The organism is Pseudomonas laurylsulfatiphila, assembly GCF_002934665.1.
GTDB lineage: Bacteria > Pseudomonadota > Gammaproteobacteria > Pseudomonadales > Pseudomonadaceae > Aquipseudomonas > Aquipseudomonas laurylsulfatiphila.
The window spans coordinates 150,104-173,838 of the sequence record NZ_NIRS01000007.1; the positions used below are offsets into that span (position 1 = coordinate 150,104).

Annotated in this window: 19 protein-coding genes and 1 pseudogene; 6 read left to right on the forward strand and 14 right to left on the reverse strand. The window is 59.3% G+C overall.

Annotation, left to right across the window (positions count from 1 at the left end; all coding sequences use genetic code 11):
• Positions 1–637: 637 nt before the first annotated feature.
• Genes CD175_RS25515 through CD175_RS25530 form a run of 4 tightly spaced genes read right to left on the reverse strand, consistent with a single transcriptional unit; the run spans position 638 to position 4,061 of the window.
• The gene (locus CD175_RS25515; protein WP_104450912.1) at positions 638–1,795 is read right to left on the reverse strand and encodes an osmoprotectant ABC transporter ATP-binding protein OsmV; all 1,158 of its coding nucleotides are present in this window, start codon (positions 1,793–1,795) and stop codon (positions 638–640) included.
• Entirely contained in the window at positions 1,792–2,445 is a 654-nt protein-coding gene (locus CD175_RS25520) for an ABC transporter permease (RefSeq protein WP_104450913.1), read from the reverse strand. Before CD175_RS25520 ends, CD175_RS25515 begins: the two co-directional genes overlap by 4 nt.
• A 12-nt stretch (positions 2,446–2,457) precedes the next feature.
• A complete protein-coding gene (locus CD175_RS25525) occupies positions 2,458–3,351 on the reverse strand; it encodes a glycine betaine ABC transporter substrate-binding protein (protein WP_104450914.1) in 894 nt (297 codons plus the stop codon).
• Between the two features lie 20 nt (positions 3,352–3,371).
• Positions 3,372–4,061 (reverse strand): ABC transporter permease, encoded by a 690-nt coding sequence (locus tag CD175_RS25530; RefSeq protein ID WP_205886356.1) that lies wholly within the window; start codon positions 4,059–4,061, stop codon positions 3,372–3,374.
• A 557-nt stretch (positions 4,062–4,618) separates the two neighbouring features.
• Here CD175_RS25530 and CD175_RS25540 point away from each other — a divergent pair.
• The 3 genes from CD175_RS25540 (at position 4,619) to CD175_RS25550 (ending at position 8,057) form a co-directional block, all read left to right on the forward strand.
• The gene (locus CD175_RS25540; protein WP_007973058.1) at positions 4,619–6,202 is read left to right on the forward strand and encodes a peptide chain release factor 3; all 1,584 of its coding nucleotides are present in this window, start codon (positions 4,619–4,621) and stop codon (positions 6,200–6,202) included.
• Positions 6,203–6,420: 218 nt separating this feature from the next.
• A complete protein-coding gene (locus tag CD175_RS25545) occupies positions 6,421–7,656 on the forward strand; it encodes an MFS transporter (RefSeq protein ID WP_104450917.1) in 1,236 nt (411 codons plus the stop codon).
• A 146-nt stretch (positions 7,657–7,802) separates the two neighbouring features.
• Positions 7,803–8,057: a hypothetical protein gene (locus CD175_RS25550; protein ID WP_104450918.1), complete on the forward strand. Its 255-nt coding sequence runs from the start codon at positions 7,803–7,805 to the stop codon at positions 8,055–8,057.
• Between the two features lie 119 nt (positions 8,058–8,176).
• On the opposite strand, the gene CD175_RS25555 is transcribed toward CD175_RS25550, so the two are convergent.
• The 10 genes from CD175_RS25555 to CD175_RS25600 all read right to left on the reverse strand — a co-directional run bounded on the left by CD175_RS25555 (position 8,177) and on the right by CD175_RS25600 (position 21,590).
• On the reverse strand, positions 8,177–9,373 hold the full coding sequence (locus CD175_RS25555; RefSeq protein ID WP_104450919.1) for a hypothetical protein: 1,197 nt from the start codon (positions 9,371–9,373) through the stop codon (positions 8,177–8,179).
• 276 nt (positions 9,374–9,649) lie between these two features.
• Positions 9,650–10,630 carry a peptide ABC transporter ATP-binding protein gene (locus CD175_RS25560; RefSeq protein WP_015093469.1) on the reverse strand — a complete coding sequence of 327 codons (981 nt, stop codon included), beginning with the start codon at positions 10,628–10,630 and terminating at the stop codon, positions 9,650–9,652.
• Positions 10,630–11,598, reverse strand: coding sequence for an ABC transporter ATP-binding protein (locus tag CD175_RS25565; RefSeq protein WP_007973051.1), 969 nt, complete (start codon positions 11,596–11,598; stop codon positions 10,630–10,632). The genes CD175_RS25560 and CD175_RS25565 overlap by 1 nt, the downstream gene beginning before the upstream one ends.
• Before the next feature lie 10 nt (positions 11,599–11,608).
• Positions 11,609–12,520, reverse strand: a complete 912-nt coding sequence (locus CD175_RS25570; protein WP_104450920.1) for an ABC transporter permease subunit — start codon at positions 12,518–12,520, stop codon at positions 11,609–11,611.
• Positions 12,521–12,530: 10 nt separating this feature from the next.
• On the reverse strand, positions 12,531–13,541 hold the full coding sequence (locus CD175_RS25575) for an ABC transporter permease subunit (protein WP_104450921.1): 1,011 nt from the start codon (positions 13,539–13,541) through the stop codon (positions 12,531–12,533).
• 73 nt (positions 13,542–13,614) lie between these two features.
• Positions 13,615–15,210, reverse strand: coding sequence for an ABC transporter substrate-binding protein (locus CD175_RS25580; protein WP_104450922.1), 1,596 nt, complete (start codon positions 15,208–15,210; stop codon positions 13,615–13,617).
• A 78-nt stretch (positions 15,211–15,288) separates the two neighbouring features.
• Positions 15,289–16,722, reverse strand: a complete 1,434-nt coding sequence (locus tag CD175_RS25585; protein ID WP_104450923.1) for an OprD family porin — start codon at positions 16,720–16,722, stop codon at positions 15,289–15,291.
• Positions 16,723–16,895: 173 nt separating this feature from the next.
• Positions 16,896–18,497: an ABC transporter substrate-binding protein gene (locus tag CD175_RS25590; RefSeq protein WP_104450924.1), complete on the reverse strand. Its 1,602-nt coding sequence runs from the start codon at positions 18,495–18,497 to the stop codon at positions 16,896–16,898.
• Between the two features lie 303 nt (positions 18,498–18,800).
• Positions 18,801–20,426 (reverse strand): ABC transporter substrate-binding protein, encoded by a 1,626-nt coding sequence (locus CD175_RS25595; protein WP_007973045.1) that lies wholly within the window; start codon positions 20,424–20,426, stop codon positions 18,801–18,803.
• 447 nt (positions 20,427–20,873) lie between these two features.
• Entirely contained in the window at positions 20,874–21,590 is a 717-nt protein-coding gene (locus tag CD175_RS25600) for an SIMPL domain-containing protein (RefSeq protein ID WP_104450925.1), read from the reverse strand.
• Positions 21,591–21,697: 107 nt separating this feature from the next.
• On the opposite strand from CD175_RS25600, the pseudogene CD175_RS31815 reads away from it, so the two are divergent.
• From CD175_RS31815 to CD175_RS25615, 3 genes and pseudogenes are all read left to right on the forward strand, one after another.
• Positions 21,698–21,811: pseudogene (locus tag CD175_RS31815) on the forward strand (outer membrane lipoprotein carrier protein LolA); the annotation flags it as partial.
• Between the two features lie 86 nt (positions 21,812–21,897).
• Complete coding sequence (locus tag CD175_RS25610; protein ID WP_102698840.1) at positions 21,898–23,160, forward strand: ATP-binding protein; 1,263 nt, start codon at positions 21,898–21,900, stop codon at positions 23,158–23,160.
• On the forward strand, positions 23,153–23,713 hold the full coding sequence (locus tag CD175_RS25615) for a response regulator transcription factor (RefSeq protein WP_007973041.1): 561 nt from the start codon (positions 23,153–23,155) through the stop codon (positions 23,711–23,713). The genes CD175_RS25610 and CD175_RS25615 overlap by 8 nt, the downstream gene beginning before the upstream one ends.
• The last annotated feature ends 22 nt before the right edge of the window (positions 23,714–23,735 follow it).

Consider the following 23,735-nt stretch of genomic DNA (forward strand, 5'->3'; position numbering starts at 1 on the left):
CGTTAGTAATCAATGGGTGCAAATGAACGTCCTCCGTATCCCCACTTTGGTTCGCCTACTTCCCAAGGCATGTCGCCGAAAGCAAAAAGGCCATGGGAAGTGCAGCTTTCCCTTGGCCTTGCTGTCTCGTCGTCAGTACTTGAGCCGGATGGATCGTTTCCAGCATGGACGTTCGGCGCGAACTTTAGGGCGTGAGGGGCTTGAGATCAACAAAAAATGTCGCGTTTTTGCACTCTTCTGACGCGCGTTGCGGGCATCACTCTTTGTAACCGACTCAGATGACAGTCGAATGTTCCCGAAGAATTGCGAAGTGTTAAAAATACCTGCACGTTCGATGCTTTTGTACGCTAAGTCACTAGGAAGTACGATGGCGACAATATGGGCGACGTTGGCGGCGAAAAGGTAGGCTGAGAGGGGATTTGACTATTCCGGAGCGTGTTTCCAGATAGCTATTGCAGACGCTACTGTTGATATTTTTTTCCGGCCTGCGAATCACTGGAAAATCGCAAAGAACCTGTGGGAGCGAGCTTGCTCGCGATGACATTTTCACAGCCGGCATCGTAGTTGCCTGAAATGGCGCCATCGCGAGCAAGCTCGCTCCCACAGGTTTTGTATTTTTACCCGGTAATGTGAGCTGTCAGGCGACAACCGCCTCGGCCGGCGAGACAATATTGGTTTTCATCCCCCGCGAACGTCCCGAACTCAGGTAGGCCGCAATCGACTCCTGCGTCACCTCACCCAAAAACACCCGCTCGGCATCCATCACCGGCAACCACGAACGATTGAACTCGTACATGCGCGACAGCAGGATGCGCAAATGTTCGTCGTACGCCGCCGTGGCGTTGAACTCGCGTTGGTATTGCGCGCAGGTGCCGGTCTGACGGTGCAAGTCGCGACGTCTTACGTAACCCAGGGCCTTGTTCTCTGTGCAGGTCACCACCACGTAGCGACGGTCATGCTCGTCCATCAATTCCAGCGCCTCGGCCACCGGGGTTTGCGGGCTGACGGAGGGCGCGTTGTCCGCCGCGTCTTCGGCTTTCACCAGCAGCAGGCGCTTGAGCGTGCTGTCCTGGCCGACGAAGTTGCTGACAAACTCATCTGCCGGGTGCGCGAGCAAGGTGTCCGGGTGATCGATCTGCAAAAGCTTGCCGGCGCGGAAGATCGCGATCTTGTCGCCGAGCTTGATCGCCTCGTCGATGTCATGGCTGACCATGATCACGGTCTTGTTCAGCGCCCGTTGCATCTCGAAGAATTCGTTCTGGATCATCTCGCGGTTGATCGGGTCGACCGCGCCGAATGGTTCGTCCATCAACAGCAATGGCGCATCTGCCGCCAGGGCGCGAATCACGCCAATCCGTTGTTGCTGGCCGCCGGACAACTCCCGTGGATAGCGATGCAAGTACTGCTTGGGCTCGAGCTTGATCATGCTCATCAGCTCGCGGGCGCGGTCGTGGCATTTCTGTTTGTCCCAACCGAGCAGTTTCGGTACGACCACGATGTTCTCTTCGATGGTCATGTTCGGGAACAGGCCGATCTGCTGGATCACGTAACCGATGTTGCGGCGCAGCGTCACTTCGTCGAGGCCGGTGGTGTCTTCGCCGTTGATCAGGATCTTGCCCGAGGTGGGTTTGATCAGGCGGTTGATCATTTTCAGCGTGGTGCTTTTGCCGCAACCCGATGGTCCGAGGAACACGCAGATTTCGCCTTCATTGACGGTCAGGCTCACCGAGTCCACGGCTTTCACATCCTTGCCGTTGCTTTGGAAGGTCTTGCTGAGGTTTTGAAGTTCGATCATTTGAGCAGTCCTTTTGGAGTCAGCGAGCGTTGCAGTACCTGCAGGATCAGGTCGGCGATGATCGCCAGCACACTGACCAGCACGGCACCGACGATCAGCATCGACATGTCGCTGCGGCTGATGGAAGCGAGGATGAGTACACCGAGGCCACCGGCACCGATGGTGGCGGCGATGGTCATGACGCCGATGTTCATGACCACGGCGGTGCGTACGCCGGCAAGGATCACCGGCACGGCGATGGGCAGCTCAACCATGCGCAGGCGCTGGCCGAACGTCATGCCGATGCCGCGCGCCGCTTCGCGGATGCCCGGCTCGACGCTGGTCAGGGCCAGGTAGGTGTTACGCATGATCGGCAGCAGTGAATAGAGAAACACTGCGGTGATCGCCGGCATCGGGCCGAGGCCCTGGCCGAATTTGGAGTAGAAGGGCAACAACAGGCCGAACAGGGCAATCGACGGCACCGTCAGCAGCACCGTGGCACTGGCCTGCAAAGGCCCGGCGAGGCTCGGGAAACGCGTCATTAGGATGCCCAGTGGCACGCCGACCAGAATTGCCAGGGTCACGGCGATGCCGACCAGGGTGATGTGTTGCCCGGTCAGATGCATCACCTGTTGCCAGTCGAGATGGGAAAAGGCGTTCAAGAATTCCATGACTTCTCCTTCTCAGTTCAATGGATGCTGGCGCAGGAAATCGGCGGCCACGGCTGAAGGACTCTGGTGATCGACATCCACCCGCGCGTTGAGCTCGCGCATGGTGTTGTCGTCGAACAGTTCCGCCAGTGGCATGAGCTGTGCGGCCAGTTGCGGATGCGCGTCAAGGCAGGCCTGACGCACCACCGGTGCGGCGGTGTAGTCGGGGAAGTAATGCTTGTCGTCTTCCAGCAATTTCAGCTTGAAGGCATTCAGGCGGCCGTCAGTGGTGTAGACCAGGCCGGCAAACACCTGGCCATTGCGCAGCGCGGTGTAGACGAGGCCGGCGTCCATCTGCCGGATGTTTTTGCGGGTCAGGTTCATGTCGTACAGCTGTACCATGCCCTCGAGCCCGTCCGAGCGGTTGGCGAACTCGGTATCCAGTGCCACCAGATTGTTGGTCTTGGCCTCCTGGTGCAGCACCTTGTTCAGCTCACTGATGGTGTTGATCTGCGGGTATTGGTCAGCGACATTTTTCGGCAGGGCAAGGGCGTAGGTGTTGCTGAATTTCGACGGAGTGAGCCAGACCAGGCCTTTTTGTGCGTCGAGTTCTCTCACCCGCGCGTAGGACTGTTCGCTGTCGAGTTTTTCGGTGACATGGTTGTAGGCCACCAGCGACACACCGGTGTATTCCCAGAGCATGTCCAGTTGACCGCTTTCGTGGGCGCTGCGGGCGAGGTTGCTGCCGAGACCGCCGGTCACTTGCACGTCGTAACCCTTGGCACGCAGGTATTGCGCGGTGATTTCCGCCAGCAGGGTCTGTTCGGTGAACACCCGGGCGCCGATGCGGATCAACGGTTTTTCTGCGGCCTGGGCAAATCCTGCGCACAGCAGAACGCAGCCTAGTAAAAAGCTTGTTGTCTTCATGAGAGTTCCTTTGCCGAGGCTTAAGACGGGCGCAGGCCGCGTTCGAGCCAGAGGCGACTGCCAAGTGTGACCATGCCGTCCAGCAATAGGGCCAGCAACGCGGTGCATGCGGCACCGAGCAGCAACTGCGACTGATTGTTCAGGGCAATGCCGGGGAATATCAGGCTGCCAAGACTGTTGGCGCCGATCAGGAACGCCAGCGGAGCAGTCCCGACATTGATCGCCAACGCCACGCGCACGCCACCGATGATGATCGGCACGGCGTTCGGCAGTTCGACTCTCCACAATACCTGGCGCGGGGTCATGCCGATGCCGACGGCGGCTTCCTTGAGCGAGCCCTGAACGTTTTTCAGGCCCTCATAAGTGTTGCGCACGATGGGCAGCAAGGAGGCGAGGAACAGGGCGAAGATGGCCGGGCCGCTGCCGATGCCGAGGATGCCCAGGGCAATGGCCAGGACGGCCAGAGGCGGAACGGTGTTGCCAATGTTGAAGAACTGCATGAAGCGTTCAGCGCGACCGACCATGGACGGGCGGCTGAGTAAGATACCGGCGGGGAGGCCCACGACAAGGGCGGCGAGCATGGAAGCGAGGACGAGAATCAGATGAGCTTGCAGGTAAAACAGCAAATCGTCGCGGTAGTGTTCGATCGTGTTGATGCCGATCCATTGGATCAGCAGGGCCAGAAGGGCGATTACCAACGCGCCTCCCATCAGCCCTTTGCCATAGCGGATAGCCACAGGCGGACTCCTTTTTTCAGTCGGCGAACACATTTTCGTGTGGCAATGCCTTGCTTGGCTGCCGAAAAAATGATCGCGAGAAGCAGCTCATGCCGAGCGCGTTCCACTGCAGGAGCGAGATTGCTTGCGAAAAACGTCCAGACAACGCGTACATTCAGGTACCCAGCGTTATCGTTGACGTCCATCGCGAGCGGGCTCGCTCCTACAGAGGGTTGGCGCACGGCAATCGAGCCATGAGCACAGCCTCGTCAGGCCGAATTGCAGGTGTTTCAGGCCCCCGACGAGTGGTCGTAACAGGGGAGTGGACGTCTCCGTGCCTTAAAAGGTTCCCACGTTAGACACTGTTTGGCCACCCTGTAGGAGCTGCCGAAGGCTGCGATCTTTTGACTTTGCTTCTAAAAACAGGATCAAAAGATCGCAGCCTTCGGCAGCTCCTACAGGGGGATCGGGGTGTATGGACGGTGGTCCGTAGATCACTTTTTAAGCTATACTCGCCGCCCTTTTTTGAATCACCTGCCAGGCGATTTCCCATGACCAAACAGGCCGCCGAAGTCGCGAAACGCCGCACTTTCGCCATTATTTCCCACCCCGATGCCGGTAAGACCACCATCACCGAGAAACTCTTGCTGATGGGCAAGGCGATCGCGGTAGCCGGTACGGTGAAATCTCGTAAATCCGACCGCCATGCCACCTCCGACTGGATGGAAATGGAAAAGCAGCGTGGTATTTCCATTACCACGTCGGTCATGCAGTTCCCGTATCGCGAGCACATGATCAACCTGCTCGACACTCCGGGCCACGAAGACTTCTCCGAAGATACCTACCGCACCCTGACCGCGGTGGACTCGGCGTTGATGGTTCTCGACGGCGGTAAAGGTGTAGAGCCACGGACCATCGCCCTGATGGACGTCTGCCGTCTGCGTGACACGCCGATCGTCAGCTTCATCAACAAACTCGACCGTGATATCCGCGACCCGATCGAACTGCTCGACGAAATCGAAGCCGTCCTCAAGATCAAGGCCGCGCCGATCACCTGGCCGATCGGTTGCTACCGTGACTTCAAAGGCGTGTATCACCTCGCCGACGACTACATCATCGTGTACACCGCCGGTCACGGCCATGAGCGCACCGAAACCAAGATCATCGAGAAGCTCGACTCCGACGAGGCGCGTGCGCACCTGGGTGACGAGTACGAACGTTTCCTCGAACAGCTTGAACTGGTGCAGGGCGCCTGCCACGAGTTCAACCAGCAGGAATTCCTCGACGGCCAGTTGACCCCGGTGTTCTTCGGTACGGCACTGGGCAACTTCGGTGTCGACCATGTCCTCGACGCCGTGGTTGATTGGGCTCCGCGCCCGCTGGCCCGGGTGGCCAACGAGCGCACCGTGGAGCCGGTGGAAGAGAAGTTCTCGGGCTTCATCTTCAAGATCCAGGCGAACATGGACCCGAAACACCGCGACCGCATCGCCTTCATGCGTATCTGCTCCGGCAAGTACGAAAAAGGCATGAAGATGCGCCATGTGCGTACCGGTAAGGACGTGCGGATCGGCGACGCGCTGACCTTCTTCTCTTCCGAGCGTGAGCAACTGGAAGAGGCGTTTGCCGGCGACATCATCGGCCTGCACAACCACGGCACCATCCAGATCGGCGACACCTTCAGCGAAGGCGAAGTCCTGGGCTTCACCGGCATCCCGCACTTCGCCCCGGAACTGTTCCGCCGCGTGCGCCTGAAGGATCCGCTGAAATCCAAGCAACTGCGCCAGGGCTTGCAGCAGTTGGCCGAAGAAGGCGCGACCCAGGTGTTCTTCCCGGAACGCAGTAACGACATCATCCTCGGCGCCGTTGGCGTGCTGCAGTTCGATGTGGTCGCCAGCCGTTTGAAAGAGGAATACAAGGTCGAATGCTCCTACGAGCCGATCACTGTTTATTCCGCGCGCTGGATCGAATGCAGCGACAAGAAGAAGCTTGAGGAATTCTCCAACAAGGCTGTGGAAAACCTGGCACTGGACGGCGGCGGTCACCTGACCTACCTCGCGCCTACGCGGGTCAACCTGGCACTGATGGAAGAGCGCTGGCCGGACGTGAAATTCCGCGCGACCCGCGAGCATCACTAAGCGCTGAATGGCGACACCCGAAAGCCCGCTGTGAAAACAGCGGGCTTTTTTTTGGATTGATTTTGCGCTGGAGGCGATTGTGTAGGTCTTTTCCTTCGCATTTGTAGCCCGCCTCTGCTTTTGCCCTGTGTGGGAGATTTGCCCGCGACAACTCAGTCGTTGGCGTTTAGTGTTCAAGACACATTTCGCAAACAGCGGCCATCTTGATGATCAAGGGAATGACGCATCGGCTGACTCATCTGCTGAGGCTGGACGGCTATTTCGGCGTGATGGCCTGGGTTCTCGCGGCGCTGTTGTTCATCAATCGATTGAGCAGCATGGTCAAGTTGTTCATGGCGCTGTACCTACGTCAGGAACTGGGGCTGGCTATTGAAACCGTTGGCTGGCTGTTGTCGGCCTATGGCGCTGGATTGCTGGTCGGCTCGATGCTCGGTGGTTTGCTCAGTGACCATGTGCGCACGGCACGGCTCACAGCGGCGTTGTTCTTTGTGTCGATGTGGGTTCTGATCCTGCTCGGGCTGGTTACGCAGGTGCCGTTGCTGGCCGGGCTGCTGTTGCTCAGCGGGGCCGTCGACGGGGCGATCCGTACGCTGCATCAGCGGCTGATCATGGAGTATTGCGAGATTGCGCAGCGTTCCCGGGCACAGGCTTTGAGCCGGGTAGCCCGGAACCTCGGAATGGCCGTTGCCGGGGTGGCGGGCGGCGTTTTGGCGCAGACCGATTTTCGCTGGGTGTTCTTCGCCAGCGCAGCCATGACCCTGCTGGCCTTGCTCTGGTTTGTCCGCACGACATGGCGCCGACCGGTGCTGGTGCCTGACGAGAAACCTGATACCGGCTCAGGCTCACGCGTGCCGTATCGCGACAAACCCTTTCTCTGGTTACTGGCGACGACGCTCTTGCTCGGGATGGCATTCGACACGGTGTACAGCACGCTGGGTAACTACCTGCGTGATTACTATCGCCTGAGCACCGAAGCGATCGGCTGGCAGTTCGCATTGAATGCCGTATTGGTGGTGTCGTTACAGATTCCGTTGACCCATTGGGGCGAACGCTGGGGTACGCGTCGCCAACTGGTGGCGGGCAGTCTGTTGCTGGCCTGTGGGCTCGGTATGTTGCCGTTGGGTTCCGGGTTGTTCTACGCCTGTCTGTCGACGGTGGTCTGGACATTGGGTGAGGCGCTGTTCATACCGCCACTGAATGCACGGGTCATGCAGCATGCGCAACGTGGAAAAAGCGGCCAGTACTTTGGCGTGTTTTTCATGAGCTGGAGTGCGAGTGCGCTGTTGTCGCCGATGCTTGGCGGTCAGTTGTACGGTCACTTTGGTGGGCACAGTGTGTGGCTGGTCAGTGCGGCACTGGCGCTGCTGTCCATACCCATGATCTATCAGGCTACCCGCCCTCGCGCTCCAGACAAGCTTGAGGGGCAACCTCGCCGAACTGTTTCGCTTAGTTGATCCGGCTATTGGGTTTATTTGAAACCGGTCTTTCTGTCGGGTGCATTTCTGCTCGCTCGTCAGCGTCCAATCTGGAGAACCCGGCTGATCGGAACTAGATTTCACTCAGCGCCAGACAGGCACTCCACGAAAGGAAGGAATCGGCTATGAACAGGTTGTTTCGCGTTTTACTGCTGTTGAAGGTGTTGGTGATGCTATCGCTCGGGACGTCGACGGCGTGGGCCGAGTGCATCGATCACGGGGAGCAGGCTTCGAGCGGGCAAGCGGGATACGCGGGGTTGATGCTCGCTAAATCCGAATCGGAACCGGGAGATCAGGGGCAGGGTGGTGCTGACAACGACGATGACTCGACCGACGACGAGCCGGACTCCGATGAAGAAGAGGGTGATAGCCAGACGTAATCGCTCGATGGCGAGCATGACTGATAGGCAATCGAGGTAGAAGGGGTTGGGTTACAACTCCAACCCTGTGGGAGCAAGCCCGCTCCCACTGTTTTTATGCCGCGCCGTCGAGAACGGGATCAGGCCTGGAGCCCGTAGACTACCGGGCCGCGATTCCCTGCTTCGATGAAAGCCTCGCCGCCAACGATAATGCGAGCACCGCTCTGGACCTTCACATCCCACGGCAATCCTCCTGAGGGACCAAAAGAAACCCACCCTGACCCAGTCCCGCCGAAGTGGGTGTCATAGTCTCCATTGGGCAACAACCTGCCAGCGATGATATGGAGTGCCCGGTTGTATCCGACCACGACTATCTTGCCGTCCGGCTGTTGGGCCAGGGATCGCCAGAATGTTTCAGGACCGGTGTTGGTGAATACAGGAAGCCCGCCATTCCACTCCTTATCGGGGTGCCCCTCCGCGGTAAACCTCATCGCCATGCCCATGCTCTCCTGGATACCGCCGGCACATACCAGCTTGCCATCAGCCTGTGCGATGAGTTGACTCATTTTGAGTGAGCCATCCGTTGATGCCAGGAAAGCAAAACCATCGACACCAAATTGGCTATCGACCTGCCCCTGCAGACCATAACGTGCAAGAACGAGCTGACCGGACGCGGTGGTTCCGCCAACAACGATTTTTCCGTCTTGAATCACAACGCTGCAAAGCCGGATGAAGTCGCCCGCGGTTTCGATCTCGACAAAACCTCTATTGCCGAAACCGGTATCGAGTTCGCCGTTACTGTGCAGGCGAACCAGCAGTGCCCCTTCGGACTCACTGATGAAATAGCTGAACGCCACAAGTACTTTTCCATCACCCTGCAGGCAACCGTCGATCAACGCCACTTGGGAATAATCATGCTGTGCTACAGGAATCACGACACTGCCGAAGACCAGGTCAGGGCTGCCGTTGGCATGAAAGCGTCTCAGTGCTGCCCGGCCAATACCGTCGGGTTCTCGGGTATCACCGATCACCAGGATCTTGCGATCCTCTTGCAGTAGCAAACGCGACGGACTTGCCTTTTTTCCGCTGACAAACTGCCACTCACCTGTGTTCCCGTCATTGCCAAACGCCTTGTCCTTGATGCCGTCAGAATCAGTGCGGTACACAGTGAAACCTTCTCCCTGCCGAGTGGCGTAGGTCAGGGAACCTTCAGCCGATAACACAACGGCCCTGACCGAGCCGGCCAGAAAGTCAGGTCTGATCTGTCCAGACACACCAAATTCCGGGTCCAGTTGACCCGCGCCCAGCATGTTTACGTCTGTTGCTTGAGTGCCCATGAGGCTTCACCTGTCCTGATAGTTTTTGAACGCTTGCGGGTTTATGCCGTGTGTCGCGTGACAAGCCTGTCTTCACGACACATGACTCACCGACAGGATTCAAACAAAACGGCTGAGCGTTCGAAGCTCTCAGGAATGACAGGTGCGTTTCTGCAAAAAGCGACGCTCAATCACCACTCGACAGGCAAAAGAAAACCCCTCCTGCATCGATTGATGCGCAATCGAATGAGAAGGGGTTTGGTTGACTCAAGCGCGCCCCAATGACCGAGGCGTTTTTTATGCCGCGCCGTCGAGGAATTGCTCGGCGTAGTGGCAAGCCACCTGGCGGTTGTCGAGCAGGCGCAGGGCCGGCTCTTCAGTGCTGCAACGCTCGGTGGCGTACGGGCAACGCTTGTGGAAGGCGCAACCCGGTGGCGGGTTCAGCGGGTTGGGCAACTCGCCGACGATCTTGATTTTCGGCTTGTCCGGATCCGGGTGGATGGCGGGCGTCGCCGACAACAGTGCCTGGGTGTAGGGGTGCAGGGGACGGGAGTAGATGTCCTCTTTCGTGCCCATTTCCACCGGGCGACCCAGGTACATCACCATCACATGGTCGGCAACGTGGCGTACCACCGCCAGGTTGTGGGAGATGAACACGTAGGCGGTGTTGAACTCTTGCTGCAAATCCATGAACAGGTTGAGCACCTGTGCCTGAATCGACACGTCCAGCGCCGAGGTCGGTTCGTCTGCCACCAGCACTTTCGGTTGCAGCATCATCGCGCGAGCCAGGGCGATCCGCTGGCGCTGACCGCCGGAAAACATGTGCGGATAACGCTGGTAGTGCTCGGGACGCAAACCCACCTGCTTCATCATCGCCTGGACTTTCTCGCGACGTTCCGCGGCACTCAGGTTGGTGTTGATCAACAGCGGCTCGGCCAGTTGATCGCCGACCTTCTGCCGTGGGTTCAACGAGGCGTACGGGCTCTGGAACACCATCTGCACGTCTTTGCGCAGTTGCTTGCGCTGAGCCTTGTCGGCACCGGCGACTTCCTGGCCGGCGATTTTCAGGGAGCCGGAGGACGGCTCTTCGATCAGGGTCAGGGCACGGGCCAGGGTGGATTTGCCGCAACCGGATTCACCGACGACAGCGAGGGTCTTGCCGGCTTCCAGTTCGAACGACACGCCGTTGAGGGCGCGCACGGTGGCGTGACCCTTGAACAGGCCTCGGGACACCTCGTAGTGACGGGTCAGGTCGCGGGCGGTAAGTACGACGGCCATTACGCCACCTCCTGGTTCAGCGGGTAGAAGCAGCGAGCGAGGCTGTTGCTTTTCTGGTCAAGGGCCGGACGTTGTTGACGGCAGTTGTCTTTCACGTACGGGCAGCGTGGCGACAGCAGGCAACCCTGCGGACGGTCGTAGCGACCGGGAACGATGCCCGGCAGGGTCGACAGGCGCGAGGCCCCCAGGCTGTGTTCCGGAATCGCCTTGAGCAGCGCTTCGCTGTACGGGTGTGCCGGAATGTCGAACAGTTGCGGCACCTGACCGACTTCGACCGCTTGGCCGGCGTACATCACGCACACGCGCTGGGCGGTTTCGGCCACGACCGCGAGGTCGTGGGTGATCAGCACCAGGCCCATGTTCTGCTCTTTCTGCAACGCCAGCAGCAGGTCCATGATCTGCGCCTGAATCGTCACGTCGAGTGCTGTGGTCGGTTCGTCGGCGATCAGCAGTTTCGGTTCGCCGGCAATCGCCATGGCAATCGCGACACGCTGGCTCATACCGCCGGACAGTTGATGCGGGTAGGCGTCCATACGGCTGGCTGCACCCGGGATTTCAACTTTTTCCAGCAGTTCGATGGCACGCTTGCGGGCCGCCTTGCCGGACATTTTCAGGTGCAGGCGCAGCACTTCCTCGATCTGGAAGCCGACGGTGTAGCTCGGGTTCAGCGCGGTCATCGGATCCTGGAAGACCATGGACAGGTCTTTGCCGACAATCTGCCGACGCTGGCGATTGTTCAGCTTGAGCATGTCCTTGCCGTCAAAGCTGAGTGAGTCGGCGGTAACGATGCCGGGGTGCTCGATCAGGCCCATCAGCGCCATCATGGTCACGGACTTGCCGGAACCGGACTCGCCAACGATGGCCAGCACTTCGCCCTTGTCCACTTTCAGGTCGAGGCCGTCGACCACTGGCGTGGCGTTCTTGTCGCCGAAGCGAACGTTGAGATTCTTGATTTCTAACAGTGACATGGGAATCTCCTCAGGCGGCGTTCTTGAGTTTCGGGTCCAGCGCGTCGCGCAGGCCGTCACCCATCAAGTTGATTGCCAGCACGCTGAGCAAAATGGTCAAACCAGGCAGGCTCACCACCCACCAGGCGCGTTCGATGTAGTCGCGGGCCGAAGCCAGCATGGTGCCCCACTCAGGGGTTGGCGGTTGTACGCCAAGGCCGAGGAAGCCCAGTGCGGCGGCATCGAGGATCGCCGAAGAGAAACTCAGGGTGGCCTGAACGATCAGCGGTGCCATGCAGTTGGGCAGCACGGTGATGAACATCAGGCGCGGCAGGCCGGCACCGGCCAGGCGTGCAGCGGTCACGTAGTCGCGGTTCAGCTCGCCCATCACCGCGGCGCGGGTCAGACGAACGTAGGACGGCAGGGATACCACAGCGATGGCGATCACGGTGTTGATCAGGCCAGGGCCGAGGATGGCGACGATCGCCACGGCCAGCAACAGGGACGGCAGGGCCAGCATGATGTCCATCAGGCGCATGATGGTCGGGCCGAGCACGCGCGGGAAGAACCCGGCGAACAGACCCATCAGGATCCCCGGGATCAGCGACATGACAACCGACGACAAGCCGATCATCAAGGACAGGCGCGAGCCAGTGATCAGGCGCGACAGCAGGTCGCGACCCAGTTCATCGGTGCCGAGCAGGAACTGGATCTGCCCACCTTCCAGCCAGGCCGGCGGGGTCAGCAGGAAATCACGGTACTGCTCGCTCGGGTCGTGAGGGGCGACCCACGGGGCGAAGATGGCGCAGAAAATCACCAGCAGCATGAACATCAGGCCGGCGACGGCACCTTTGTTCTTGGAGAACGCTTGCCAGAATTCTTTGTACGGAGACGGGTACAGCAGGCTTTGATCGACTGCTACCGATGGAATTGGAGTGGTCATGGTCATGATCTCAGCGCTGATGACGGATGCGTGGGTTGGCAAAGCCGTAGAGGATGTCCACTACGAAGTTGACCAGAATCACCAGGCAGGCGATTAACAGGATGCCGTTTTGCACGACGGGATAGTCTCGGGCGCCAATGGCTTCGATCAGCCATTTGCCGATGCCGGGCCAGGAGAAGATGGTTTCGGTCAGGACCGCACCGGCCAGCAGGGTGCCGACTTGCAGGCCGACCACGGTCAGTACCGGAATCAGCGCGTTACGCAGACCGTGCACGAACACCACGCGCGACGGCGACAGGCCCTTGGCCTTGGCGGTGCGGATGTAGTCTTCACGCAGTACTTCGAGCATCGAGGAGCGGGTCATCCGCGCGATCACCGCCAGCGGGATGGTCCCCAGCACGATGGCCGGCAGGATCAGGTGGTGCAGGGCATCGACGAACGCGCCGACGTCATCGGCCAGCAGCGTATCGATCAGCATGAAGCCGGTGCGTGGCTCGATGTCGTAGAGCAGGTCGATCCGTCCGGATACCGGGGTCCAGCCCAGGCTCACCGAGAAGAACATGATCAGGATCAGGCCCCACCAGAAGATCGGCATCGAGTATCCCGCCAGGGAGACACCCATCACCCCATGGTCGAACAGGGACCCTCGCTTGAGTGCCGCGATCACCCCGGCCAGAAGGCCCAGGATGCCGGCGAACAACAGGGCGGCCATGGACAGCTCCAGGGTCGCGGGGAACAGGGAGGTGAATTCGTTCCAGACGCTTTCACGGGTACGCAGGGATTCCCCGAGATCGCCGTGGGCCAGTTTGCCGATGTAATCCAGGTACTGGGCATACAGGGGTTTGTTCAGACCTAGGCGTTCCATTGCCTGAGCGTGCATTTCCGGGTCGACTCTGCGTTCGCCCATCATGACTTCCACGGGGTCGCCAGGGATCATGCGAATCAACGCGAATGTCAGCAAGGTGATGCCGAAAAACGTGGGGATCAGTAACCCCAGTCGGCGGGCAATAAAACTAAACATCGTAAGGTGTACCTCATCAGCCGGTTAGGCGTGCCCGGCATCCCTGCGTCAGGAATGCCGGGAGTTTTCTTATCTACTTCACCTGGGTGGTGGCGAAGTTGTTCGTGGTGAGGGGGCTAATGTGATAGCCCTCTACGTTGTTGCGCATTGCGGTAAACATTCTAGTGTGCGCCATGCTGATCCATGGCTGGTCCTGGTTAAAAATAACCTGGGCCTGCTCGTAGAGCGCTGCACGTTCGGCCGGATCGGTTTTTTCCCGGGCCTGATCGATCAGCGCCTGGAACTTGTCATTGCACCAGCGTGCGTAGTTTTCTCCGTTCTTGGCCGCTTCACAACTGAGCATAGGCGTCAGGAAGTTATCCGGGTCGCCGTTATCGCCCGCCCATCCGGCGGAAACCATGTCGTGCTCGCCGTTTTTGGCGCGTTTGAGCATTTCGCCCCATTCCATCACGCGGATGTCGATCTTGATCCCGACCTTGGCCAGGTCGGCTTGCATCATCTGCGCGCCGAGCATCGGGTTCGGGTTGGTCGGACCGCCACCGTTGCGGGTGAACAGGGTGAAGGTGGTGCCTTCCGGTACGCCGGCTTCCTTGAGCAGGGCGCGCGCCTTGTCCAGGTCATGGGCCGGGTTCTTCAGGCTTTGGTTGTAGCCCAGCAGGGTGTCTGGGTACGGGTTGACCCCGACCGTTGCATTGCCCTTGCCGAACAGCGCATTGACGTACGCCTCTTTGTCGAAGGCGATGTCGATGGCTTTGCGCACCCGTACGTCGCTCATGTACTTGTGCGTGGTGTTCATGGCGACGTACGAGACGGTCATCGCATTCAGTTCATCGACTTTCAGCTTGTCGTCTTTCTTGATGCTCGGGATGTCATCCGGCTTCGGATACAGCGCGACCTGGCACTCGTTGGCCTTGAGCTTCTGCAGGCGCACGTTGTTGTCGGTGGCGATGGCCAGGATCAGCGCATCGGCCGGTGGCTTGCCACGGAAGTAATCCGGGTTGGCCTTGAAGCGAACCTGGGCGTCCTTGTTGTAGCGCTGGAAGACGAACGGGCCGGTGCCGACAGGCTTGTTGTTCAGGTCGCCGGCCTTGTTGGCCTTGAGCAACTGATCGGCGTACTCGGCGGAGTAGATCGACGAGAAAGCCATGGCGATGTCGGCCAGGAAGGGCGCTTCGCGACGAGTCAGGGTGAACTTGACCGTATTGTCGTCGACCTTCTCGACGCTTTTGAGCAGCTCCTTGAAGCCCATGCTTTCAAAGTACGGGAAGCCCACGCTCGACAGTTTGTGCCACGGATGATTCGGGTCCAGCTGGCGCTGGAAGCTCCAGACCACGTCGTCGGCATTCATGTCGCGGGTCGGCTTGAAGTATTCGGTGGTGTGGAACTTGACGCCTTTACGCAGGTGGAACGTGTACGTCAGACCGTCCTCGCTGATGTCCCAGGATTCGGCCAGTGCCGGAATCACATCAGTGGTGCCGGGCTTGAAGTCCGCCAGGCGATTGAAGATGGTTTCGGCCACGGCGTCGGCTGTGACTGCAGTCGTGTACTGGACCATGTCGAAGCCTTCGGGGCTGTTTTCGGTGCAAACCACCAAGGGTTTGGCCGAGACGCCGACAGCGACACTGAGCAACGCGGCCGCGATGGCCGCACGTAGGGGAAGCATTTTCATCAAGAACCCTCTGCAATCAGTTAAAGGACAAAAGCCGAACGGTCGATTCGTCATCGAATCAGCCGTTCGGCACGTGCATTACAGGATGTTGAACGGAACCGTGGTCACGAGACGGAACTCGTTGATGCTGCCGTCAGCCTGGTTTTCGCTGGCACGGTGAGCGGTGTAGGTACCGCGGATCGTGGTGGCCTTGAGCGGGCCACTCTGCACGGCGTAGGTTGCGCCGATGCCGTATTCATAGTGGTGTTCGCCATCCTGGGACTGGATGCCGTCGTAACCCTTGCCAGCCACGCCGCCGTTGCCGGTGTAGTGAGTGCCGTCGATACCCCAGCCGCGCGCCTGGTAGATGTTGAACTTCAGGCCTGGCACGCCGTATTCGGCCATGTTCAGACCGTAGGCAACCTGGAACGATTTTTCGTTCGGGCCGTTGAAGTCCGACAGCAGGGAGTTGGCCAGGTAGATGCCGTTGGTTTCGTGCAGGTAGTCGAAGTATTCGTTGCCGTTCACTTCCTGGTACGAGAATGTCAGGGTGTGGGCCTGGTGGGTTAGACCGAACGACAGGGAATAGGTGTCGTTGTCGATAGTGCCGATCAAGGCCTTACCGGTGTCCTGGGTTTTGTAGTAGTTCAGGCCGGTGGTCAGGCTCAGTACCTGGCTGTCGCCCAGAACGTGGGAAGCGCCGAAGTAGTACTGATTCCAGATGTCTTCAGCCTGGGTCGCCCAGAGGCTGGTGGTCAGGCTGGCGAGCGGGTTGTAGGTGATACCGCCGGTGTAGACATGGTCGGTTTCGACGATGCCGTTGGCGTATTCGGTGCGGAATTTACGCTGGCTTTCTTCGGTACGCGGTGAGTTGCGGTCGAAGGTGGCCAGGTCGAAGGCCAGGTTGTTCAGCTCTTCGCTGTGGATCGCCACACCTTCGAAACTCGAAGGCAGTGCGCGGTTACCGATCACGTCGACCATCGGGCTGCTGAAGTTCATGCGGCCGGCGGTCAGGGTGGTGTTGGAGACGCGGGCCTTGACGTTGGCCAGGCCCACTTTGCTCCACTGGCCTTGAGCGTCGCCGCCCTCTTTGGTCAGGGTACGGTTGTTGCCCGCGCTTGGACGAGAGCCCGGTGCGCCACCGTTGCCGGATGCCAGGTCTTTACGGTCCCGGTCCAGTGCGATGGCGTTGTAGGCCGCCACTTCGGTGCTGAAACCGACAGTCCCTTCGGTGAAGCCCGAGTTGTATTTGACGATAGTGCCCTGGACCCAGTTGATACGACGATCGGTCTCGGCCAGCGTGCCGTGATCGTTGTATTTGAATTTTGCACCACGTTTCAGTTGTTCATTGGCGTACCAGTTACGCGTGGTGCCGGTGATCGACTGGCCTTCGACAAAGCCGGTGGCTTCGCTTTGGGCGCTCTTCTCGTTCACGGTAACCGGGGTGAAAGCCTGGCTTTGGGTTTCTGCGTAAGCCGTGGCGGTTACGCTGCTTATGGCCAAGGCCAATAACGCGGTGCTGCTCAGTTTCATGGGTAAAGCTCCTTACTTTCTTTTTTTATACCGGTCTTTTTTTGTGATCCGGCTATTGGTTTAGAACTCATTCACGGCATCGCAAACGTTTGCTGTCAGCCAAATTGGCAAAAGACGGCAAAGCGTCTGCGTGAGGGCGGAAAATCCGCCCCCCGGCATTTCTGGCTAATCGGTTATTTTTCTATGCTGACACCCGAGAACACATTGCGACCGAACGGGCTCACCTTGAACCCTTCGATTTTGGCGCTCAGCGGCTGGTTGACCGTTGAGTGGGCGACTGGCGTGATCGGCACCTGCTGTTTGAGGTACTGCTGCGCCTGTTTGTAGAGCAGGGTGCGCTGGTCACGATCGGTGACGACTTTGGCCTGCTTGATCAGCTTGTCGTAGGCCGGATCGCACCACATCGAATAGTTGTTGCCGCCAATGGCGTCGCAGCTGTAGAGCGTGCCCAGCCAGTTGTCCGGATCCCCATTGTCACCGGTCCAGCCGATCAGGCTGATGTCGTGCTCGCCATTTTTGGTGCGCTTGATGTACTCGCCCCACTCATAGCTGACGATCTTGACCTTGAGGCCGATCTTCGCCCAGTCAGCCTGGAGCATCTCGGCCATCAACTTGGCGTTGGGGTTGTACGGACGCTGGACCGGCATGGCCCAGAGGGTGATTTCAGTGCCTTCCTTGACGCCGGCAGCCTTGAGCAGTTCCCTGGCTTTTTCCGGGTTGTAGGCGGCGTCCTTGATCGTGTCGTCGTAGGACCATTGAGTCGGAGGCATGGCGTTGACTGCCAGTTGCCCCGCGCCCTGGTAAACGGCGTTGAGAATGCCTTGCTTGTTCACCGCCATGTCCAGCGCCTGGCGCACTTCGAGCTGGTCGAACGGCTTGTGGCGCACGTTGTAGGCGATGTAGCCGAGGTTGAAGCCAGGCTTCTCGATCAGTTGCAGGGCCGGGTCGTTCTTCAGTGCGGTCACGTCGGCAGGGCGCGGGTGCAGGGTGATCTGGCACTCGCCGGCCTTGAGTTTCTGCACGCGCACCGAGGCGTCGGTATTGATGGCGAAAATCAGGTTGTCGAGCTTGACCCGGCTCGGGTCCCAGTAATGCTTGTTGCCGGTGTAACGGATGTTCGAGTCTTTCTGATAGCTCTTGAACACGAACGGCCCGGTGCCGACCGGCTTCTGGTTGATGTCGCTCGGCTTGCCTTCGGCCAATAGCTTGTCGGCGTATTCGGCCGAAAGGATGGCGGCGAAGCTCATGGCGATGTTCTGGATGAACGCGGCGTCCACGCTGTTGAGCGTAAAGGCCACGGTCAGCGGCCCGGTCTTTTCAACCTTGGCGATGTTCTTGTTCAGGCTCATGCCGTTGAAGTACGGAAACTCTGTCGGATAAGCCTTACGGAAAGGCTGTTGCGGATCGAGCATGCGATTGAACGTGAACAGCACGTCATCGGCATTGAAATCGCGGGTCGGCGTGAAGTACTTGGTGGTATGAAACTTCACCCCTTCGCGCAGGTGGAAGGTGTATTTGAGGCCGTCCTCGGAAATATCCCAACTGGTGGCCAGGCCCGGTACGACGTTGGTCGCGCCTTTTTCAAACTCTGCCAGCCGGTTGTACAGTGGTTCGGCGGCGTCGTTGTCGGTCGCAGTGGTGTACTGCGCCGTGTCGAAACCGGCGGGGCTGCCTTCGGAGCAGAATACCAGGCTGTTGTTGGCGGCCTGGCTGATGGAAGTGGCGGCCAACAGGCCGGTGCCCAGCAATGCGGATAAAACTAAGGTATGGCGCATAACGCTCCCTTTTCTCTCAAAGTGTTGTCAACGAGCCGTCGTCCCGTCCGTAGACGTAGAGGCATCATTGATTTCAATCCATGCACGCAGCAGTAACCGATGACCCACGCATGCACTGGTCGGATCCCGACGGTATGAGCCACGGGTCCGGCAGTAAATACGTAGAGTCCTAAAGACTCGTAGGAAATGGCGACGCGTCCTCACCCGATGCTGTAGTCAGCTGCGGATTTGGATGTAGGCAAATTCCTGCTTGCTCGGTAGATAAAGCAACGGCGACGTCAGAAACGTCGCCGTTGCAAAACCTTATTTGCTGACGCTGACGCCGTAGAAGGAGTTCAAGCCAAATGGGCTGATCTTGAAGTCCTGCACGTTGGCGCGCATGGGTTGGAACACCGTCGAGTGAGCGATAGGTGTCATTGGGACTGCATCTTTGAGGACGTGTTGCGCCTGCTTGTACAGTTCGGTGCGTTTGGCCTGGTCGGAAGTGCGCTTGGCCTGCTTGACGATGTCGTCGAACTTCTTGTCGCACCACTTGGAGAAGTTGTTGCCTTCCAGCGAGTCGCAGCCGAACAGCACGTTCAGCCAGTTGTCCGGATCACCATTGTCACCGCTCCAGCCAATCAGCATCGCCTGGTTCTCGCCACCTTTGGAGCGCTTGATGTACTCGCCCCACTCGTAGCTCTGGATCTTGACCTTGAGGCCGATCTTGGACCAGTCAGACTGCAGCATTTCTGCCATCAGCTTGGCGTTCGGGTTGTATGGACGCTGTACCGGCATCGCCCAGAGCACGATTTCGGTGCCATCTTTCACGCCAGCTTCCTTGAGCAGCTCTTTGGCTTTCTCAGGGTTGTACGGCGCATCCTTGATGGTGGTGTCGTAGGACCACTGGGTCGGTGGCATGGCGTTGACGGCCAGTTGGCCGGCGCCCTGGTACACGGAGTCGATGATCTGTTGCTTGTTGACGGCCATGTCCAGTGCCTGGCGAACTTTCAGCTCGGCCAGCGGGTTGGCGTCGGTTTGACCCTTGACCTTGGGCATCACGTTGTAGGCGATGTAACCCAGGTTGAAACCGGCCTGGTCAGGCAGTTTCAGATCCTTGTCTTCTTTCAGCGCCTTCAGGTCGGCCGGACGAGGGAACAGGGTGACCTGGCACTCGTTCTTCTTCAGCTTCTGGATACGTACCGACGGGTCGGTGGTGATGGCGAAGATCAGGTTGTCGATCTTCACGTCGTCAGGCTTCCAGTAGTCCTTGTTCCCGGTGTAGCGGATGTTGGAGTCTTTCTGGTAGCTCTTGAACACGAACGGGCCAGTGCCGACCGGCTTCTGGTTGATGTCGGCGGCCTTGCCTTCCTTGAGCAACTGGGCAGCGTACTCGGCGGACTGGATCGAGGCGAAGCTCATGGCCATGTTCTGGATGAACGCGGCATCAACGTCCTTGAGGGTGAACTTGACAGTTTTGTCGTCGACTTTATCGATCTTGGTGATGTTGGTGTCCATCCCCATGTCGGTGAAGTACGGGAATTCGGTCGGGTACGCTTTGCGGAACGGGTCATCCTTGTTAATCATGCGATTAAAGGTGAACAGCACGTCGTCGGCGTTGAACTCACGAGTCGGCTTGAAGTACGGGGTGGTGTGGAACTTCACACCTTCACGCAGATGGAAGGTGTAGGTCAGGCCGTCATCGGAGACGTCCCAGCTGGTCGCCAGACCTGGAATGACAGCGGTGCCGCCGCGCTCGAACTGGGTGAGGCGGTTGAACATGGTTTCTGCAGAGGCGTCGAAGTCGGTTCCGGTGGTGTATTGACCTGGATCGAAACCGGCCGGGCTCCCTTCGGAGCAGAACACCAGGTTAGTCGCAGCTTGAGCGAACGGTGCACTAGCCAACAGGCTGGCGCCGACTAAAAACGGAATGACCGCTTGTTTAAGCATGGTGGCCTCATGATTTGTTGTCATTTTTGGAATTAGAGGACGACCTCGTGAGTCGTGCCTGCGGATACTTATGCAGGGGCCATACCCAATGCAAGATCCAGAGTGACTACAAGCCTTAAACGGTGGCACGAACGTACCTTAATGTCGCATTTGTATAATTCCTGACGCATTTGACCGTTTGCGCGGCGTTTTTACGGTGCAAGTGACGCACTTTTACAGTGCGCGCCTGACTCGGGTTGCTCCCGCTTGGGGCGGGGGTGTTACTTATTCATACCCCGGATTGTGGGGTGGGCATGGCGTGAATAAGAGTGGTTATTGTTGCACCGATAGTGGCCAATCGACGGCATTTCTCGGGTGGACCTATCCAGTTATAGCTCATGCCTGAAAACTGCCAAAAAAAACGGCGATCATTTTGATGATCGCCGTTTTTGTCTACGGGCTATCGATTCAAGGCATCTGCACTTCAATCGAGCCATCGGCGGTCATGCTGACCTGGCTGGTGCCGGCTTCGACATCCGGTGTCACCGGGGCGGCGTCCATGGCGGCCGCTTTCATCATCATCGGTGCGCGCAGGTAAGGCTGTGGATAACCGTTGCTGTTGAGGTTCAGGTTGACGATTTTGTAGCTCTTGCCGCCGAGGGCATCGGTGGCCAGTTGGGCGCGGGCCTTGAAGGCAGCCACGGCGTCCTTGAGCAAGGCGTCTTCGCTGGCCTTGCGGGTCGGGGTGGCGATGGCGAAGTCCATGCCACCCATTTTCAGGTCGGTGAGCAGTTCGCCGGTCAGCTTCGACAGCGCGGCGAAGTCCGAGCTCTCCAGGCGCAATTCGGCGCGCTCACGCCAGCCGGTGATTTTCTGGCCCTTGGTGTCGTAGATCGGGTAGCTGTTGCGACTGCCCTGGCGCAGGGTGATGTCCTTGACCTGCTTGGCCTGGGCCAGCGCCTTGTTCATGGTGGTGCTGACGTCGGCGGCGAGTTTGGCCGGATCGCTGTTCTGTTCTTCGGTGTAGAGCGTCACGATCATCAGGTCGCGGGCCACTTCCTGACTGACTTCGGCGCGCAGGGAAATCTGGTTGTAATGCAGTTCGTCGGCGGCCAGGGCCGGGAGGCTGGCGACGGTGCCGAGACTCAGGGCGAGGAGGGCGGCGCTGCGGCGGAATGTGTGCATGAAGGCTCCTTGAAAGGTGCGCAGGGGTATGGTCCGGACCTGCGTGAAACCATCAGACTCTAGCTTTTATGCTCTGGTTCGCACAGTTACAACTTCTATACAGGTGCATGCAGCCCTTTGTAGGAGCGAGCTTGCTTGCGAAGGTCGTCAACGATTACGCGGCAAGTCTGGCACCCCGTGGCGCGCTCCGGTTTTTCGCGAGCAAGCTCGCTCCTACACTGTGGCCGTTTGCCGCACTTTTGCCTGTCAGCCCCCGCGCTTGGTTATACTCCCTGCGATCCGCCTGGAGCGCTCATCAGGAGAGCTCATGCTCGCCCCCGTTCAAATCACTTCCGCCACTCGCCAGAACCTCTGGCGGCTGACATTCATCCGCACATTGGTGCTGGCCGCCCAGGCCGGTTCCGTGGGCCTGGCCTACTGGCTCGAACTGTTGCCTCTGCCCTGGTTTCAACTGGCTGCGACCCTCGCCTGTTCGATGTTGCTGTGCGTGTTCACAGCGATTCGCCTGCGTACCTCGTGGCCGGTGACCGAGCTCGAATACGCCGTGCAACTGGCTTGCGACCTGTTTATCCACAGCGCATTGCTGTATTTCTCCGGCGGCTCGACCAACCCCTTCGTCTCCTATTACCTGGTGCCGCTGACCATTGCCGCCGTGACGTTGCCATGGCGTTATTCGGTGATTCTCTCGGGGATCGCGCTGACGATGTACACACTGCTGCTGGCGCAGTTCTACCCGCTGCAAACCTTCCCCATCGCCCGGGAAAACCTGCAGGTGTACGGGATGTGGCTGAGTTTTGCCCTCGCGGCAGCGGTCATCACGTTCTTCGCCGCACGCATGGCCGAAGAACTGCGTCGTCAGGAAGAGCTGCGCGCCATTCGCCGCGAAGAAGGCCTGCGCGATCAGCAACTGTTGGCCGTCGCCACCCAGGCCGCTGGCGCCGCCCATGAACTGGGGACGCCGCTTGCGACCATGAGTGTGTTGCTCAAGGAAATGCGCCAGGACCACCCTGACCCGATGTTGCAGGATGACCTGAGCGTGCTGCAGGATCAGGTCAAACTGTGTAAAGAGACCTTGCAGCATCTGGTGCGCGCCGCAGAGGCCAATCGTCGGTTGGCGGTGGAGATGCAGGACGTCACCGACTGGCTTGATGAAGCCCTCAATCGCTGGCACTTGATGCGCCCGGAAGCCAGCTATCGCTTCCAGCGCCTCGGCCAGGGCCCGGTACCCCGTATGGCGCCGCCGCCGGACTTGACCCAGGCGTTGCTCAATCTGCTGAACAATGCCGCCGATGCCTGCCCCGAAGGGCTGCAGGTGACGCTGGACTGGGATTGGGAAAACCTCACCATCAGCATCCGTGACCATGGCGCCGGTGTGCCGCTGGCCATCGCCGAGCAAATCGGCAAGCCGTTTTTTACCACCAAGGGCAAAGGTTTCGGCCTGGGCCTGTTTTTGAGCAAGGCCAGCGTGACACGCGCCGGCGGCTCAGTGAAACTCTACAGTCATGAGGAAGGCGGCACGCTCACCGAGCTGCGCCTTCCCCGTGTCGCCCGAGGAGACGAACATGAGTGAAGAGATCCAAGTCGAAGGCGAAGAACTGCCGCATTTGTTGCTGGTCGATGACGACGCCACATTCACCCGCGTCATGGCCCGCGCCATGGCCCGCCGCGGTTTTCGCGTCAGTACTGCCGGTTCCGCCGAAGAAGGCCTGGAACTGGCCAAGGCCGACCTGCCGGATTACGCCGCCCTGGACCTGAAAATGGACGGCGATTCGGGCCTGGTGCTGTTGCCCAAGCTGCTGGAAATGGACCCGGAAATGCGCGTGGTGATCCTCACCGGTTATTCGAGCATTGCCACCGCCGTCGAGGCGATCAAGCGCGGTGCCTGCAACTACCTGTGCAAACCGGCTGACGCCGACGACGTGCTGGCGGCGCTGCTGTCCGAACACGCCGACCTCGACAGCCTGGTGCCGGAAAACCCGATGTCAGTGGACCGCCTGCAGTGGGAGCACATCCAGCGCGTGCTGACCGAGCACGAAGGCAACATCTCCGCCACTGCCCGCGCCCTGGGCATGCACCGTCGCACCCTGCAGCGCAAACTGCAGAAGCGCCCCGTTCGCCGCTGAACCTGCGCTGAACGAATGCGGG